This window comes from Cellulomonas carbonis (assembly GCF_014636275.1).
Classification (GTDB): domain Bacteria; phylum Actinomycetota; class Actinomycetes; order Actinomycetales; family Cellulomonadaceae; genus Actinotalea; species Actinotalea carbonis.
This window is the reverse complement of sequence record NZ_BMEB01000002.1, coordinates 816,021-831,248: the sequence shown is the minus strand read 5'-3', so window position 1 is coordinate 831,248 and position 15,228 is coordinate 816,021. Positions and strand designations below refer to the sequence as shown.

Annotated in this window: 16 protein-coding genes; 3 read left to right on the top strand and 13 right to left on the bottom strand. The window is 74.2% G+C overall.

All coding sequences use genetic code 11. The annotated features are described in order from the left end of the window. Complete coding sequence (gene rlmB, locus IEV86_RS09015) at nucleotides 1–1,026, bottom strand: 23S rRNA (guanosine(2251)-2'-O)-methyltransferase RlmB (RefSeq protein ID WP_043605429.1); 1,026 nt, start codon at nucleotides 1,024–1,026, stop codon at nucleotides 1–3. Then, on the bottom strand, nucleotides 1,026–2,468 hold the full coding sequence (gene cysS, locus IEV86_RS09010) for a cysteine--tRNA ligase (RefSeq protein ID WP_043605432.1): 1,443 nt from the start codon (nucleotides 2,466–2,468) through the stop codon (nucleotides 1,026–1,028). Before cysS ends, rlmB begins: the two co-directional genes overlap by 1 nt. A 164-nt stretch (nucleotides 2,469–2,632) precedes the next feature. On the opposite strand from cysS, the gene IEV86_RS09005 reads away from it, so the two are divergent. Next, nucleotides 2,633–3,568, top strand: coding sequence for an NADP-dependent oxidoreductase (locus tag IEV86_RS09005; protein ID WP_152605614.1), 936 nt, complete (start codon nucleotides 2,633–2,635; stop codon nucleotides 3,566–3,568). Nucleotides 3,569–3,669: 101 nt separating this feature from the next. Here the strand turns inward: IEV86_RS09005 and ispF are convergent, their stop codons facing one another. Genes ispF through IEV86_RS08990 form a run of 3 tightly spaced genes read right to left on the bottom strand, consistent with a single transcriptional unit; the run spans nucleotide 3,670 to nucleotide 5,434 of the window. Beyond that, entirely contained in the window at nucleotides 3,670–4,155 is a 486-nt protein-coding gene (ispF, locus tag IEV86_RS09000; protein WP_043605435.1) for a 2-C-methyl-D-erythritol 2,4-cyclodiphosphate synthase, read from the bottom strand. Further along, nucleotides 4,155–4,937, bottom strand: coding sequence for a 2-C-methyl-D-erythritol 4-phosphate cytidylyltransferase (ispD, locus tag IEV86_RS08995; RefSeq protein ID WP_043605438.1), 783 nt, complete (start codon nucleotides 4,935–4,937; stop codon nucleotides 4,155–4,157). Before ispD ends, ispF begins: the two co-directional genes overlap by 1 nt. A gap of 14 nt (nucleotides 4,938–4,951) precedes the next feature. Then, a complete protein-coding gene (locus IEV86_RS08990) occupies nucleotides 4,952–5,434 on the bottom strand; it encodes a CarD family transcriptional regulator (protein WP_043605441.1) in 483 nt (160 codons plus the stop codon). A 191-nt stretch (nucleotides 5,435–5,625) separates the two neighbouring features. Here IEV86_RS08990 and IEV86_RS08985 point away from each other — a divergent pair, with 191 nt between their 5' ends. Further along, nucleotides 5,626–6,165, top strand: a complete 540-nt coding sequence (locus tag IEV86_RS08985) for a hypothetical protein (RefSeq protein WP_052426124.1) — start codon at nucleotides 5,626–5,628, stop codon at nucleotides 6,163–6,165. Between the two features lie 54 nt (nucleotides 6,166–6,219). Here the strand turns inward: IEV86_RS08985 and pstB are convergent, their stop codons facing one another. The 7 genes from pstB to IEV86_RS08950 form a co-directional block, all read right to left on the bottom strand. Continuing rightward, nucleotides 6,220–6,999 carry a phosphate ABC transporter ATP-binding protein PstB gene (gene pstB, locus IEV86_RS08980; RefSeq protein WP_043605444.1) on the bottom strand — a complete coding sequence of 260 codons (780 nt, stop codon included), beginning with the start codon at nucleotides 6,997–6,999 and terminating at the stop codon, nucleotides 6,220–6,222. Nucleotides 7,000–7,033: 34 nt separating this feature from the next. Then, nucleotides 7,034–7,990: a phosphate ABC transporter permease PstA gene (pstA, locus tag IEV86_RS08975; RefSeq protein ID WP_043605448.1), complete on the bottom strand. Its 957-nt coding sequence runs from the start codon at nucleotides 7,988–7,990 to the stop codon at nucleotides 7,034–7,036. Then, entirely contained in the window at nucleotides 7,990–8,979 is a 990-nt protein-coding gene (gene pstC / locus IEV86_RS08970) for a phosphate ABC transporter permease subunit PstC (protein ID WP_043605451.1), read from the bottom strand. The genes pstA and pstC overlap by 1 nt, the downstream gene beginning before the upstream one ends. Before the next feature lie 58 nt (nucleotides 8,980–9,037). Further along, nucleotides 9,038–10,162 (bottom strand): phosphate ABC transporter substrate-binding protein PstS, encoded by a 1,125-nt coding sequence (gene pstS / locus IEV86_RS08965; protein WP_043605453.1) that lies wholly within the window; start codon nucleotides 10,160–10,162, stop codon nucleotides 9,038–9,040. A 308-nt stretch (nucleotides 10,163–10,470) separates the two neighbouring features. Beyond that, nucleotides 10,471–11,544, bottom strand: coding sequence for a phosphate ABC transporter substrate-binding protein PstS (gene pstS, locus IEV86_RS08960; protein ID WP_229734575.1), 1,074 nt, complete (start codon nucleotides 11,542–11,544; stop codon nucleotides 10,471–10,473). A 178-nt stretch (nucleotides 11,545–11,722) separates the two neighbouring features. Next, nucleotides 11,723–12,418 carry a response regulator gene (locus tag IEV86_RS08955; protein WP_043605458.1) on the bottom strand — a complete coding sequence of 232 codons (696 nt, stop codon included), beginning with the start codon at nucleotides 12,416–12,418 and terminating at the stop codon, nucleotides 11,723–11,725. Then, complete coding sequence (locus IEV86_RS08950) at nucleotides 12,415–13,614, bottom strand: sensor histidine kinase (RefSeq protein WP_229734573.1); 1,200 nt, start codon at nucleotides 13,612–13,614, stop codon at nucleotides 12,415–12,417. Before IEV86_RS08950 ends, IEV86_RS08955 begins: the two co-directional genes overlap by 4 nt. Nucleotides 13,615–13,757: 143 nt before the next feature. Between IEV86_RS08950 and phoU the strand changes: the two genes are divergently transcribed. After that, the gene (phoU, locus tag IEV86_RS08945) at nucleotides 13,758–14,414 is read left to right on the top strand and encodes a phosphate signaling complex protein PhoU (protein WP_043605460.1); all 657 of its coding nucleotides are present in this window, start codon (nucleotides 13,758–13,760) and stop codon (nucleotides 14,412–14,414) included. Between the two features lie 69 nt (nucleotides 14,415–14,483). Here phoU and IEV86_RS08940 read toward each other — a convergent pair whose 3' ends face one another. After that, entirely contained in the window at nucleotides 14,484–15,224 is a 741-nt protein-coding gene (locus tag IEV86_RS08940; RefSeq protein WP_043605462.1) for a phosphoglyceromutase, read from the bottom strand. Nucleotides 15,225–15,228 lie beyond the last annotated feature (4 nt).

Here is a 15,228-nt window from a genome sequence, read left to right as displayed (position 1 = left end):
TCAGGACGACGCGGTGCGCTGCTTCCGCAGCCGCGCGACCTCGTAGAGGCTGATACCCGCGGCCACGCCGGCGTTGAGCGACTCGACGGCCGAGCCGATCGGGATGCCCGCGACGACGTCGCACGTCTCGCGCACGAGCCGACCGAGCCCCTTGCCCTCGGAGCCGACGACGAGCACGACGGGGTCGGTCGCGACGTGCAGGTCGCCGATCTCGGTCGTCCCGCCCGCGTCGAGGCCCACGACGAAGCACCCGGCGCGGCGCAGCTCCTCGAGCGTCCGGACGAGGTTCGTCACGCGCGCCACGGGGACCCGGGCGGCCGCGCCCGCGGACACCTTCCAGGCCGCGGCCGTCACGCCGGCGGCGCGCCGCTCGGGCACGACGACGCCGTGCGCGCCGAACGCACCCGCGGAGCGGAGCACGGCGCCGAGGTTGCGGGGGTCGGTCACGCCGTCGAGCGCCACGACGAGCGGCGGCTCACCCGCGCGCTCGGCGCGCGCGAGGATCCGGTCGACGTCGACGTACCGGTAGGCGGGCACCTGCATCGCGACGCCCTGGTGGACGATGCCGTCGGTGATGCGGTCGAGCTCGGGCTTGGTGACCTCGAGGATCGGCAGCCCGCGGTCGGACGCGATCTTGAGGATCTCGCGGGTCCGCTCGTCGCCCTCCATGCGGTGCGCCGTCCACAGCCCCTCGCTCGGGACGCCGGCCCGCAGCGCCTCGAGCACGGAGTTGCGGCCCGAGACGATCTCCGGCCCGCCCGCGTCGCGCCGTGCGCGGGCCGCCTTGGGGGTGCTCCTCGTGCCACCGCCCGAGCCCGCGACGGGCTTGCGACGCTGCTGCGCGGCCTCGAGCCGCTCCTGGGCGGCCTTGCGCTTGGCTGCCACGTGGTACGGCCGGTCCTCGGCCTTGGGGGTCGGGCCCTTGCCCTCGAGGGAACGGCGGTTCTTGCCCCCCGTGCCGATGGTGGCGCCCTTCTTGCTGCCGGGCTTGCGGGTCGCCCCGCGCCGCTGCGAGTTGCCGGCCATCAGTCCTCCTGCTCGGGTGCGAGCGCCCAGCGGGCGCCCGTCGGTGCGTCCTCGACGACGACGCCCGCGGCCGCGAGGCGGTCCCGGACGGCGTCGGCGGTGGTCCAGTCCTTCTCGGCGCGTGCTCGCGCCCTGACGTCGAGCTCGGCGCGGACGAGCGCATCGAGCGCCGCCGCGGCCCGCGAGCCGCCCTCGCCGCTCTCCCAGCGCACGGGGTCGAGCCCGAGCACGTCGAGCATCGCCCGGACCGCGACGAGGGCCGTCCGGGCGTCGTCCCGGTCACCCTCGGCGAGGGCCGTGTTGCCCGCGCGCAGGTGCTCGTGCACGACGGCGAGCGCAGCGGAGACGTTGAGGTCGTCGTCGAGCGCGGCGGCGAAGGCCGCGGGCAGGTCCGCGGTCGCGACCTCGTCGTCGGCGGGCGTGCCGACCCGCTCGTGCGCGCGACGCACGAAGCCCGCGAGCCGGTCCCACGTCGCCTCGGCGTCGTGCACCGTCTCGGGCGACCACTCGAGCATGGACCGGTAGTGCACCGAGGCGAGCGCGTAGCGCAGGACGACGGGCCGGACCTGCTCGAACAGCGTGCCCACGAGGAGCGAGTTGCCGAGCGACTTGCTCATCTTCGCGCCGCCCTGCGTGACCCAGGCGCTGTGCACCCACGTCCGGGCGAACCCGTCGCCCGCGGCGCGCGACTGCGCCTGCTCGTTCTCGTGGTGCGGGAACCGCAGGTCGATGCCGCCGCCGTGGATGTCGAACTCGGCGCCGAGGTAGCGGCGCGCCATCGCGGAGCACTCGAGGTGCCACCCCGGGCGACCGCGGCCGAACGGCGTGGGCCACGAGGCGTCCTGCGGGTCGGTGGGCTTGACGCCCTTCCACAGCGCGAAGTCCCGGGGGTCCCGCTTGCCGCCCGCACCGGTCCCGTCCGCCGCGTCGGCCTCGTCGGGCGATGCGCCGACGTCCTCGGGGCGCTGGTTCGTGAGCGCGCCGTACCCGGGGAACGAGCGCACGTCGAACCAGACGTCGCCGGGCCCCGACACGTACGCGTGGCCCCGCTCGACGAGGCGCTCCATGAGCTCGACCATCTCGGTGACGTGCCCCGTCGCGCGCGGCTCGTAGGTGGGGGGCAGCACGCCGAGCGCGTCGTGCGCCGCCGCGAACTCGCGCTCGTGCCGCTGGGCCCACGCCCACCACGGGACGCCCGCCTCGGCGGCCTTGGCGAGGATCTTGTCGTCGATGTCCGTGACGTTGCGGATGAGCGTGACCTCGAGCCCGCTGCGTCGCAGCCACCGGGTCAGGACGTCGAACGCGACGGCGGTGCGCATGTGCCCGATGTGCGGGGAGGACTGGACGGTGGCGCCGCACACGTACATCGAGACCTGTCCGGGGCGCAGCGGGACGAGCTCCCGCGTGGTCCGGGAAGCGGTGTCGAAGAGGTGCAGGGTCACCGCGCAAGGGTACCGGCGAGCGCACGGCGCGCTCCCGGCGCCGTCGACCGGCCCCGGGCGGCCCCGCCGACACCACCCCGGGCACCGCCCCCGCGCGTCCGCAGCGCCGAGGCCCCGTCCGCGGGGCCCTGGACGGCGTCCCCGGCCGACGAGAGGATGGCGGTATGTCGCGCATCGTGGTGGCGACCGCCTACGGCGGACCCGAGGTCCTGCGAGTCGTCGATCAGGAGGTCCCCCGGCCCGGCCCGGGGCAGGTCCTCCTCGAGGTCCACGCGGCGGGGGTGAACCCGGCCGACTGGAAGACGTACTCCGGCGCGTGGGGGCGCGACGAGGCCCGGCTGCCGCTGCGGCTCGGCTTCGAGGCCGCGGGCGTGGTGGTGGGCGTGGGCGAGGGCGTCGAGGACGTCTGGATCGGCGACGAGGTGATCGCCCACCCCGCGCGCGGGGCGTACGCGGACCACCTCGTGGTCGAGGCGTCCTCGGTGGTCCCCAAGCCGCCGACGCTCGAGTGGGCGCCCGCGGGCGGGCTCATGGTGACCGGGACGACGGCGGTCCACGCGATCACGGCGACGTCGGTCGGCGCGGGCGACACGCTGCTCGTGCACGGCGCCAGCGGCGGCGTCGGGTCGATGGTCGTCCAGCTCGCCCGCATGCGCGGCGCACGTGTCGTCGGCACGGCGAGCCACGCGAACCACGACTACCTCGTGGAGCTGGGCGCCGTGCCCGTCGCGCACGGCCCCGGGCTCGAGGAGCGCGTGCGCACGGTGGCCCCGCACGGCGTGACCGCGGCGGTCGACACCGTGGGCACCGACGAGGCGCTCGACGTCTCGGTCGCGCTCGTCCGCGACCGGCACCGCGTGGCGACCATCGCGGGCTTCGGCCGGGGCGCGGCCCTGGGGGTCCAGCGGCTCGGCGGCGGTCCCGGCGCGGACCCGGGCACCGACATCCGCGCCGAGGCCCGACGGCGCCTCGCCGACCTCGCCGGCTCGCACCGGATCACGGTGCACGTCGGCGCGACGTACCACCTCGCGGACGCGGGGCGCGCGCACCGGGCCGGGATGGACGGCGCGGTGCGCGGGAAGCTCGTCCTGGTCCCGTAGCTGCCGCCCGGGGAGGCGCCCCTCGGGCCGGGACCCCGGCGGGGGTCGCTCCGTCGGGACCCCCGCCGGGGTCGCTCAGGCAGGAACCGCGGGCGGTTCGCTCAGGCGGGGACGACGAGCGCGGTCGCGACGGCGGCCACGCCCTCGCCGCGACCGGTCAGGCCGAGGCCGTCCGTCGTCGTCGCGGAGAGCGACACGGGCGCACCGCACGCGGCCGAGAGCGCCGCCTCGGCCTCGGCGCGGCGCGGGCCGAGCCGGGGCCGGTTGCCGATCACCTGGACGGCGACGTTCCCGACGACGAATCCGGCGTCCCGCACGCGCCGCACGGTCTCCGCCAGGAGCGCAGCGCCGGACGCCCCCGCCCACTCGGGTGCGGAGGTGCCGAAGTTCGAGCCGAGGTCGCCGAGGCCCGCGGCGGACAGCAGGGCGTCGCACGCGGCGTGCGCGGCGACGTCGGCGTCGGAGTGCCCGACGAGGCCGGTCTCGCCCGGCCAGTGCAGGCCGCCGAGCCACATCTCGCGCCCGCTGCCGGGCTCCGCGAACGCGTGGACGTCGGTGCCGACGCCCGTGCGCGGGAGCGCGGGCATCAGGCGTCGCCCCGCAGCCGGTGCCGTCCGCCCCGGGCCGGGCGCGACCCGGCGAGGAGCAGCTCGGCGAGGGCGAGGTCCTGACCCGTGGTGACCTTGAACGCGTCGGGGTGGCCGTCGACCACGGTGACGGGGACGCCCAGCGCGACGCACAGGGACGCGTCGTCGGTCGCGGCGGACGACTCGTCGCCCGCCCGGCCCCGCGCCGCCGCATGGGCCTCGTCGAGGACGCGACGGTCGAAGCCCTGGGGCGTCTGGACGGCGCGGAGCGTCGCGCGGTCGACGGGCGTCACGCCGTCGTCGACCTGGACGACCGAGTCGGTGACCGGCACCACCGGGACGACGGCGCTCGCGCCCGCCCGAACGGCCTCGACCACGCGCGCGGTGACGGCACCGGGGGTCAGCGCGCGGGCCGCGTCGTGCACGAGCACGAGGTCGACGTCCGGGGACAGCGCCGCGAGCCCTGCTGCGACGGACGCCTGCCGGGTCGCACCGCCGACGACGCAGCGGACGGGTACCGCGGGCGCGTCCCCGGCCGCCTCCTCGGACGTGTCGACGGACCGGTGAGCACCGCCGCCCGCGCCGGCGAGGGCGTCCTCGACGGCCGACCGGTGCTCGCCCGGGACGGTGACGACCACCTCGTCGACGACGCCTGACGACAGGAGCCGGTCGAGCGCGTGCCGCACGAGCGGGACGCCACCCGCCGGGACGAGCGCCTTGGGCAGGGCGTGCCCGAGACGGCTGCCGCTGCCGGCAGCCGTCAGAACGACGGCGACGCGCACGGGACGCGGAGCCGTCAGGAGGCGAGGACCTCGTCGAGGATGGCCTCGGCCTTCTCCTCCTCGGTGTGCTCCGCGAGCGCGAGCTCCGAGACGAGGATCTGCCGCGCCTTGGCGAGCATGCGCTTCTCGCCCGCGGACAGGCCACGATCGGCGTCACGACGCGAGAGGTCGCGCACGACCTCGGCGACCTTGATGACGTCGCCCGAGGCGAGCTTCTCGAGGTTGGCCTTGTAGCGGCGCGACCAGTTGGTCGGCTCCTCGGTGTACGGCGCACGGAGCACGTCGAAGACCTTCTCGAGGCCCTCCTGCCCGACGACGTCGCGGACGCCGACGAGGTCGACGTTCTCCGCGGGCACCTCGATGGTCAGGTCGCCCTGGGCGACCTTGAGCTTGAGGTAGATCTTCTCCTCACCCCGGATGGTGCGCTTCTTGATCTCCTCGATCAGCGCTGCTCCGTGGTGCGGGTAGACAACAGTCTCGCCTACGGTGAAAGTCATATCGCGGACGTCCCCTTTCGCGGAGGGCCATCTTAGCACGGGCGCCCCGGCGCCCGGTCCTGCGCTGCTCCCGTTTGCGCTGGTCAAGGGCCTGAGGTCCTGGTGAGAGCCTCAGACAGTAGGCTTGCGCCCGGTCCTCGAGCCTGATCCCGAGGCCCCGTCCCGCCCCGCGTCGCGTCCAGGAGACACCCGTGGCCCTGAGCCCCACCAGCACCCCCGCCCCGGCGTCGTCCGCCGCCCTGCGCACCCGCGGTGCGCGCACCCGCCCGACCCCCCGGGCCGCGCGCACGCTCGCGGCCGGCGCCGTCGTCGCGGCCGTGCTGACCGGCTGCTCGGCGACGAACGAGCTCACGACCATCGGCGCGTACGACGCGTCGGACGGTGTGAGCGCGTCCGTCGGCGACGTGCGCGTGGGCAACCTCGTGCTCGTCGGCGAGGACGAGGGCGAGCCCGGCCGGCTGCTGGGCTACGTCACGCACGACGGCCTCGAGGGCACGACCGTCACGCTGTCCCTCGCCGACGGCGGCGAGCCGGTCACGGTCGACCTCGAGCCGTCGGGCACCGTGCAGCTCGGCGACGCGGAGGGCGACGAGCTCGTCTTCGAGTCCCTCCCGGTGATCCCCGGCGCGGTCGCCGACCTGGTGGTCGAGACCGAGCTGGGCGAGACGACGACCGTCCCGGTCCCCGTCCTGGACGGCACCCTCCCGGAGTACGCCGACCTCGTGCCCTGAGGGCCTCGCGCCCTGAGCCCCGCGCCGTGAGCACGTCGTCGGGGCCGGGTCCGCTCAGCCGAAGCGGCCGGAGATGTAGTCCTCGGTCGCCTGGACCGACGGGGTCGAGAACATGGTGCGGGTGTCGTCCATCTCGATGAGTCGACCCGGCTCTCCCGTGCCCGCGACGTTGAAGAACGCGGTGCGATCGCTCACGCGCGCGGCCTGCTGCATGTTGTGGGTCACGATCACGATCGTGTAGTCGTTCTTGAGCTCGGCGATGAGGTCCTCGATCGCGAGCGTCGAGATGGGGTCGAGGGCCGAGGCGGGCTCGTCCATGAGCAGGATCTGCGGCTTGACCGCGATCGCCCGGGCGATGCAGAGGCGCTGCTGCTGACCGCCCGAGAGCGACGACCCGGGGCGGTCGAGGCGGTCCTTGACCTCCTTCCAGAGGTTCGCACCGCGCAGCGACGTCTCCACGAGGTCGGCGGCGTCGGACTTCGAGATCCGGCGGTTGTTGAGCCGCACGCCCGCGAGGACGTTCTCGGCGATCGACATCGTCGGGAACGGGTTGGGCCGCTGGAACACCATGCCGATCTGGCGGCGCACGGCGACCGGGTCGACCGCCGGGTCGTACAGGTCGACCCCGTCGACCGTGACCGTGCCGTCCACGCGCGCGCCGGGGATGACCTCGTGCATGCGGTTCAGCGTCCGCAGGAACGTCGACTTGCCGCAGCCCGAGGGCCCGATGAGGGCCGTGACCGAGCGCGCCTCGATCATCATCGAGACGTCGGCGACGGCGTGGAAGGTGCCGTAGTAGACGTCGAGGTCCTTGACGTCGATGCGCTGTGCCATGGGGTTCGTGTCCTCCGGGGGGCCGTGGGCGGGGTCAGTGCCCGCGGGCGGGGGTGAAGTACCGCGCGACGAGCCGCGCGCCGAGGTTGAGCAGCATGACGATCGCGATGAGCACGAGCGCCGCGGCCCACGCCCGGTCGTAGTTGATCGTGGCGATGCAGTCCGCGGCCTCGGGCGCGCACGGCACGAGGCCCTGCGAGTACTGGCGGAAGACGTACACCGGGAGCGTCATCATGCGCCCCTCGAACAGGTTGTAGTTGATCGAGTCGATCACGCCGAGCGTGATGAGCAGGGGCGCCGTCTCGCCGATGACGCGTGCGATCGCGAGCATCACGCCGGTGACGATGCCCCCGACGGCGGTGCGCAGCACGACCTTGACGATCGTCAGCCACTTCGGCACGCCGAGCGCGTACGCGGCCTCGCGCAGCTCGTTGGGCACGAGGCGCAGCATCTCCTCGCTCGAGCGCACGACGACGGGCGTCATGAGGACCGAGAGCGCGACGGCGCCGACGACGCCGAACCGCACCCCGGGGCCGAAGAAGATCGCGAACAGCGCGTACGCGAACAGGCCCGCGACGATCGACGGGATGCCCGTCATGACGTCGACGAAGAAGGTGACCGCGCGGGCGAGCCGACCGCGTCCGTACTCGACGAGGTAGATCGCGGTGAGCAGGCCGACCGGGACCGAGATCAGCGTCGCGAAGCCGGTGACCATGAGGGTGCCGACGATCGCGTGGTAGATCCCGCCCGCGTCCATCCCGCCGAACACCCCGCGCATCGAGACCACGAGGAAGTAGGGGCTGAGCCGCTCGATGCCGTTGCCGAGCACGGTCCAGATCACCGAGACGAGCGGCACGAGCGCGATGAGGAACGCGGACGTCACCACGACCGCCATGAGGCGGTCCACGACGCGCCGACGCGTGTCGGGGCGCGTGAGCAGGTCGCGCGTCGACGGACGCGCGTCCGGGCGGGAGGTCGTCGTCGCGGTCATCAGTTCGCCCCCGAGAAGTCCTTGCGCCGGGCCACGACCCAGCGGGCGGCCATGTTGACCGCGAGCGTGATGACGAAGAGCGCGAGCCCGGTCGCGATGAGCGCGCTCACGCCGAGCGGGCTCGCCTCCGGGAACTGCAGCGCGATGTTCGCCGCGATGGTCTGGTGCCGGCCGGCGAGCAGCAGCGCGAAGCTGTAGGTGAGCCCCGGCGACAGGATCATGAGGACGGCCATCGTCTCGCCCAGCGCACGACCGAGGCCGAGCATCGAGGCGCTGATGAGACCCGACCGGCCGAACGGCAGCACGGCCATCCGGACCATCTCCCAGCGCGTCGCGCCCAGCGCGAGGGCGGCCTCCTCGTGCAGCCGAGGCGTCTGGAGGAAGACCTCGCGCGCGACCGCCGTGATGATCGGCAGGATCATGACGGCGAGCACGACGCCGACCGTCATCATGACGCGCGGCGGGGTGGCGGCAGGGCCCTCGAACAGCGGGATGAAGCCGAGGTTGTCGGCGAGCCAGCCCCACACGCCCTCGAGCCGCCGCGAGAGCCACAGCCCGCCCCACAGGCCGTAGATCACGCTCGGGATCGCGGCGAGGAGGTCGACGACGTAGCCGAGCGACGCGGCGAGCCGGCGGGGTGCGTAGTGGGAGATGAACAGCGCGATGCCGACCGCGACCGGCACCGCCATGAGCAGCGCCAGCACGGCGGCGACGAGCGTCCCGAAGACGAGCGGCCCCACGTACCGGACGATCGACCCGTGGTCGGGGATCCAGCTGATCGCCGCGAGCTCCTCCGAGCCGGCCGTCAGGGCCGGCCAGGCGCGCAGCAGCAGGAAGGCCGCGACGGCGGCGAGGACGACGAGGATCAGGGTGCCCGCACCGGTCGAGAGGCCCGCGAACACGCGGCCCGCGGTGTCGCGGTGCGGTCGGCGGGCGGCCTGGAGGTCGTCGTCCTCCTGCCGGACCGGGGGTGTGTCGCTGGTGCTCAACGTGGGCTCCGCATCGGGGGGCGTTGCACGGGTGGGTGGGTCGGGCGACGGCCCGGGGTCAGCCGATCCCCTCCAGGACCGGCAGGACCTCCGAGCGCAGCGCGTCGGAGACGGGTGCCGACCCGGCGGTGTCGGCGGCGGCGGCCTGACCGGCCTCGCCGGCGACGTAGGACAGGAACGCGCTCACGAGCTCGCCCGTCGCGGGGTCCTCGTACGCGGTGCACGCGAGCGTGTAGGAGATGAGCACGAGCGGGTAGGCGCCGGGCGCCGTCGTCGTGCGGTCGAGCTCGACGACGAAGCTGGTGGCCGGTCGACCCTCGGCGCGGGGCGACGCGTCGACGACGGCGGCCGCCGCCTCGGGCGAGAACTCGACGAACTCGTCGCCGACGCCGAGCCGCACCGTGCCGAGCGACCCGGCCTTCGACGCGTCGGCGTACGTGATCGTGCCGGTCCCGTCGGTGACGGTCTGCACGACCCCGGAGTTGCCCTGCGCCGACTGCCCGCCGCTGACGGGCCAGTCGCCGCTCGGCTCGTGCGGCCACGCCTCGGGGGCGGTCGCGTGCAGGTACTCGGTGAAGTTCTCGGTCGTGCCCGACTCGTCCGACCGGTTGACGGGGGTGATGCCCAGGTCCGGCAGCGCGACGTCGGGGTTCTCCGCCGCGATCTCGGGCGCGTCCCAGCGCGTGATCGTGCCGGCGAAGATGCCCGCCACGGTCGCGGGCGACATCGCGAGCGAGTCGACGCCTTCGAGGTTGAAGACCACGGCGATCGGCGAGATGTACAGCGGCGCCTCGACGACCTCGCCCGGTGCGCACCGCTCCTGCGCCGCGGCGAGCTCCTCCTCGTCGAGCGGCGCGTCCGACCCGGCGAACGCGACGCCGCCCTCGACGAACTGCGTCCGGCCACCGCCCGAGCCGACGGGGTCGTACGCGACGGACACGTCCGGGTTCGCGGACTGGAAGCCCGCGACCCACGCCTGCATCGCGGACTCCTGCGAGCTCGCGCCCGCTCCGGCGACGGACCCGGACAGGTCGGACGCGACGGGTGCCTCGGCGGGTGCGTCGGTCGGCGCGCCGCCCGGTCGCCACGGGTGGTTGACGGGGTCGTCCGAGCCGCACCCGGCCAGGAGGAGGACGGCCGCGGCGGCCGCCAGGGCCGTCCCGCGTGTCGCGTCGTGTCTCACCGTGCTCCGTCCCGGTCGTGCGGCTGGTCCGTCCGGCCGCGAGGTCCGCGGGCGCGGCCGAACCGTGGGGGTCCTCGCGCCAGCGTGCCTCAGCGTACGAAAACGCTCTACCGCGCACGGGCGCGGAGGTGAACGCAGGGTGAACGGCGCACGAAGACTTCGACGCGCGCACGACGAGCCGGCGACCGGTCCGTGTCGGACCGGCCACCGGCTCGCGGCTCCCCCTGCTGAGCGCCGCCCCTGCGCAGCCCGTGCCGCACCTGGCCCGGGCGCCCGACCGGCCGCCGCCCCCCGACGGCGGCCGGTCGTCAGGCGATCGCGTCGACGATCTCCATGACGTTCGAGCGCATCTCCTCGGAGATCGGCGCCGAGCCGGCGGCCGACGCGGCCGCCTGCTGGCCCTCCTCGCTCGCGACGTATGTGAGGAACGCCTTGACCAGCTCGGCGTCCGCGGCGTCCTCGTACTCGGTGCACGCGAGCGAGTAGGACACGAGCACGATCGGGTACGCGCCGTCGGCGGTCGTGTCGCGCTCGAGCTCGCGCACGAGGCTCGCCTCCGGACGGCCCTCGGCCAGCGGCGACGCATCCACGACGGCCGCGGCGGCCTCGGGCGAGTACGGGACGTACTCCTCGCCGACCTGCACCGCCACCGTGCCGAGCGACCCGGCGCGCGACGCGTCGGCGTAGGTCACGGCACCCTCGGCCTCGGTCACCGTCTGGACGACGCCCGAGGTGCCCTGCGCCGACTGCGTGCCCGAGACGGGCCAGTCGCCGCTGGCCTCGTGCGGCCACGCGTCACCCGCGGCGGCCGCGAGGTACTCGGTGAAGTTCTCGGTCGTGCCCGACTCGTCGGAGCGGTTGACCGGCGTGATCGCGAGGGCCGGGAGCTCGACGTCGGGGTTCGCCTCGGCGATCTCCGGCGCGTCCCACGACGTGATCTCGCCGTTGAAGATCTTCGCGATCGTCTCGGCGGACAGGTTGAGGGAGTCGATGCCGGGGAGGTTGAAGATCACGGCGATGGGCGAGATGTAGAGCGGGAGCTCGGCGACGTCGCCCGGCGCACAGCGCTCGGCGCCCAGGGCGAGCTCCTCCTCGTCCAGCGCGGCGTCGGAGCCGGCGAACTGGACGCCGCCCTCGGTGAACTGCGTGCGGCCACCGCCCGACCCGACCGGGTCGTAGGCGACGTTGACGTCCGGGTTGGCGGACTGGAAACCGGCGATCCAGGCCTGCATCGCCGACTCCTGCGAGCTCGCGCCCGCTCCGGAGAGCTGACCGCTCAGCTCGCCGCCGGTCGACGACGACTCGCTGTCCGTCGACGTCTCGGTGGTGTTGTCGGAGCCGCACGCCGCCAGCGTGAGCGCGAGAGCGCTGATGGCGGCCACGGGGAGGATGCGGCCCTGTCGGTGAAGCGTCACTGTGTTCCGTCCTGTCGCGTCGTGCCGCACGTGGTGCGCGGCATCCGTCGGCGACGCTAGGGAGCCCAGGTGACGTGATCGGCGTCACCCGCTGAACGCGCGGTGAACGACCGGGGAAGATCGCCCGGCGGCACGACCCGCCGGCTCAGTCCGCGTCGTCGTCGGCGAGCTTGTAGCCCAGGCCGCGCACGGTCAGCAGCCGCCGCGGGTTCGCGGGGTCCTGCTCGATCTTGGCGCGCACGCGCTTGACGTGGACGTCGAGGGTCTTGGTGTCGCCCACGTAGTCCGAGCCCCAGACGCGGTCGATGATCTGCCGCCGGGTGAGGACGCGCCCCGCGTTGCGCAGCAGCAGCTCGAGCAGCTCGAACTCCTTGAGCGGGAACGCGACGCGCTCGCCGTCGACGTCGACGACGTGCCGGTCGACGTCGAGGCGCAGGCCGCCGACGGCGAGCACCTGGTCGTCGTCGTCGTCGACCACGTCGGAGCGCCTGCGCAGCACCGCCTTGACGCGCGCGAGCAGCTCGCGCGACGAGTACGGCTTGGTCACGTAGTCGTCCGCGCCGATCTCGAGGCCGACGACCTTGTCCACCTCGCCGTCCTTGGCCGTGAGCATGATGACCGGGACGGAGCTGCGCTGGCGCAGCCGCACGCAGACCTCGGTGCCGCTCAGGCCCGGGAGCATGAGGTCGAGCAGCACCAGGTCGGCGCCGCCGCGGTCGAACTCCTCGAGCGCCTGCGGGCCGGTCTCGGCGACCGACACGTCGTAGCCCTCCCGCCGCAGCAGGTAGGCCAGGGGGTCGCGGTAGGACTCCTCGTCCTCGACCACGAGGATGCGGGTCATCGGTCGGCTCCTTCGGTCGCGCTCGCGTCGGCGAGCGGCAGGCGGACGGTGAACGTCGAGCCCTGTCCGGGCTGGGACCACACGGAGACCTCTCCCCCGTGGTCGGCGACGACGTGCTTGACGATGCTCAGGCCCAGCCCCGTGCCGCCCGTGTCGCGCGAGCGCGCGGGGTCGACGCGGTAGAAGCGCTCGAACAGGCGGGGGACGGCCTCGGCCGGGATGCCGATGCCCTGGTCGACGACGGCGACCTCGACCGTCCCGGCGGCGACGTCGACCGACGTGCCCACCGCGACGCGCGTCCCCGGCTCGGAGTAGGCGACCGCGTTGTCGAGCAGGTTGCGCACCGCGGTGACGAGCAGGTCGTGGCTGCCCAGGACGACCGCGTCGGGCACGGGCCCCGCCTCGATCGCGATGCGGCGCGCACCGGCGGCGGTGCGGGACCGCTCGACCGCCTCGCCGACGACGTCCGCGACGAGCACGTGCTCGGGCTCGCGCGACGGGTCGGTGCTCTGGAGCCGGGACAGCTCGATGATCTCCTGCACGAGCGCCGCGAGCCGCTGGGCCTCGGTGCGCATGCGGCCCGCGAACCGGCGGACCGTCTCGGGGTCGTCCGCCGCGTCCTCGACGGTCTCCGCGAGCAGCGACAGCGCGCCCACGGGGGTCTTGAGCTCGTGCGAGGTGTTGACGACGAAGTCCCGCCGGACCGCCTCGAGCCGCAGCGCGTCGGTGCGGTCCTCGACGATGAGCAGCACGTGCTCGGCGTCGAGCACCGCGACGCGCACGTGCAGCACGAGCGTCGCGCCGCCCACGGCGCTGCGCTGGACCTCGACCTCCTCGTCGACCTGCCGACCGTCCTGCGCCGCGTCCAGGACCAGGCGCTCGACGGCCGGGTTGACGATCCGGTCGCCGCGCACGAGCCCCAGACGGGTCGCGGGCGCGTTCGCCCGGACGACGCGTCCGCTGCGCGTCGCGACGACGGCTCCGGCGCGCAGCGCGTCGAGGACGGCTCCGACGCCGTCCGGGACGGCGTGGTGCTGGCCTCCCCCGAGCGCGCCGCCTGTGGTGTCGTGGACGCCGGCGTCGCGGACGCCCCTGGCCCGTCGTGCCACGAGCACCCCCACCACGAGGCCGACCAGCGCCGCGACCAGGAGCATCGCACCCAGCGTCACGCCGTCGGTCGGCAGGCCATCGGTCACCGGCTCAGGGTATGTTCGCGAGCGGGGCGCTCAGGCCGCTGCGCCCGTCGGCGCGGCGCGCCCGCGGCAAAGGTTCATCGACGGGTCGCCTGCCGTTCACCTGGCGCTGCGAGCCTGTGCCGGCACCGGACGAGAGGGAAGTCATGCGGGACATCTTCACCGCCGAGCTCACGGCACTCGGCGAGGACCTCGCGGCGATGAGCCGCCTGGTCGAGTCGGCGATCTCGTCGGCGGGACGCGCTCTGCTCGAGGGCGACCTCGCCCTCGCCGAGAACGTCATCGCGGACGACCACACCATCGACGCGATCGAGCGCGAGCTCGACGAGCGCTGCGTCGCCCTCCTCGCGCAGCAGCAGCCCGTCGCGCGGGACCTGCGGATCGTCGTCACCGCGCTGCGGATCAGCGCGTCGCTCGAGCGGATGGGCGACCTCGCGCGGCACGTCGCCGCGGTCGCGCGCCTGCGGTACCCGGAGAAGGCGCTGCCGTCCGACGTCGAGCCGCTGTTCCGTCAGATGCACGAGAGCGCGGCGCGCGTGGCGGAGCGGGTCACGACGGTGCTCGAGACGCGCGACGTGCACCTCGCGGAGGAGATCTACCGCGACGACGACCTGCTCGACCAGCTCCACGCGGCGACGTTCCAGACGACGCTGGGCGGCGAGGCCGTCTACACGCCCCAGCAGGTCGTCGACATCACGCTCCTGGGGCGCTACTACGAGCGCTTCGGCGACCACGGCGTGTCGATCGCGCACCGCGTCGTCTACCTCGTCACGGGCGACCTCGACGAGCACGGCGGCCCCTGACCCGGTCTGCCCGCGCCGACGACGACGGGCCCGTCACCTCGCGGTGACGGGCCCGTCGTGCGTGCGGGGTCAGCGACCCTGGTTCGCGACCGCCTGGATCGCGGCGGCGGCGGCCTCGGGGTCGAGGTACTCGCCACCCTTCGTCACGGGCTCGAGCGTGTCCTCGTCGAGCTCGTAGCGCAGCGGGATGCCGGTCGGGATGTTGATCCCGGCGATGGTCTCGTCGTCGATGCCGTCGAGGTACTTGACGATCGCGCGGATCGAGTTGCCGTGGGCCGCGACGAGCACGGTCTTCCCGGCCCGGAGGTCGGGGACGATGTCGCTGTTCCAGTACGGCAGCGCGCGGTCGAGGACGTCCTTGAGGCACTCGGTGCGCACGACCGGCTCGCCCGCGTAGCGCGGGTCCGCGTCCTGCGAGTACTCCGAGCCGAGCTCGATCTCGGGCGGCGGGACGTCGTAGGACCGGCGCCAGAGCATGAACTGCTCCTCGCCGAACTCGGCGAGGGTCTGCTTCTTGTCCTTGCCCTGGAGCGCGCCGTAGTGGCGCTCGTTGAGGCGCCAGCTGCGCTTGACCGGGATCCAGTGCCGGTCGGCCGCGTCGAGCGCGAGGTTCGCGGTGGTGATCGCGCGGCGCAGGAGCGACGTGTGCACGACGTCGGGCAGCACGCCCGCGTCGGTCAGCAGGCGACCGCCGCGCCTGGCCTCCTCGACGCCCTTCTCGGAGAGCGCGACGTCCACCCAGCCGGTGAACAGGTTCTTGGCGTTCCACTCGCTCTCGCCGTGGCGGAGCAGTACGAGGGTGTAGGTCATGGGC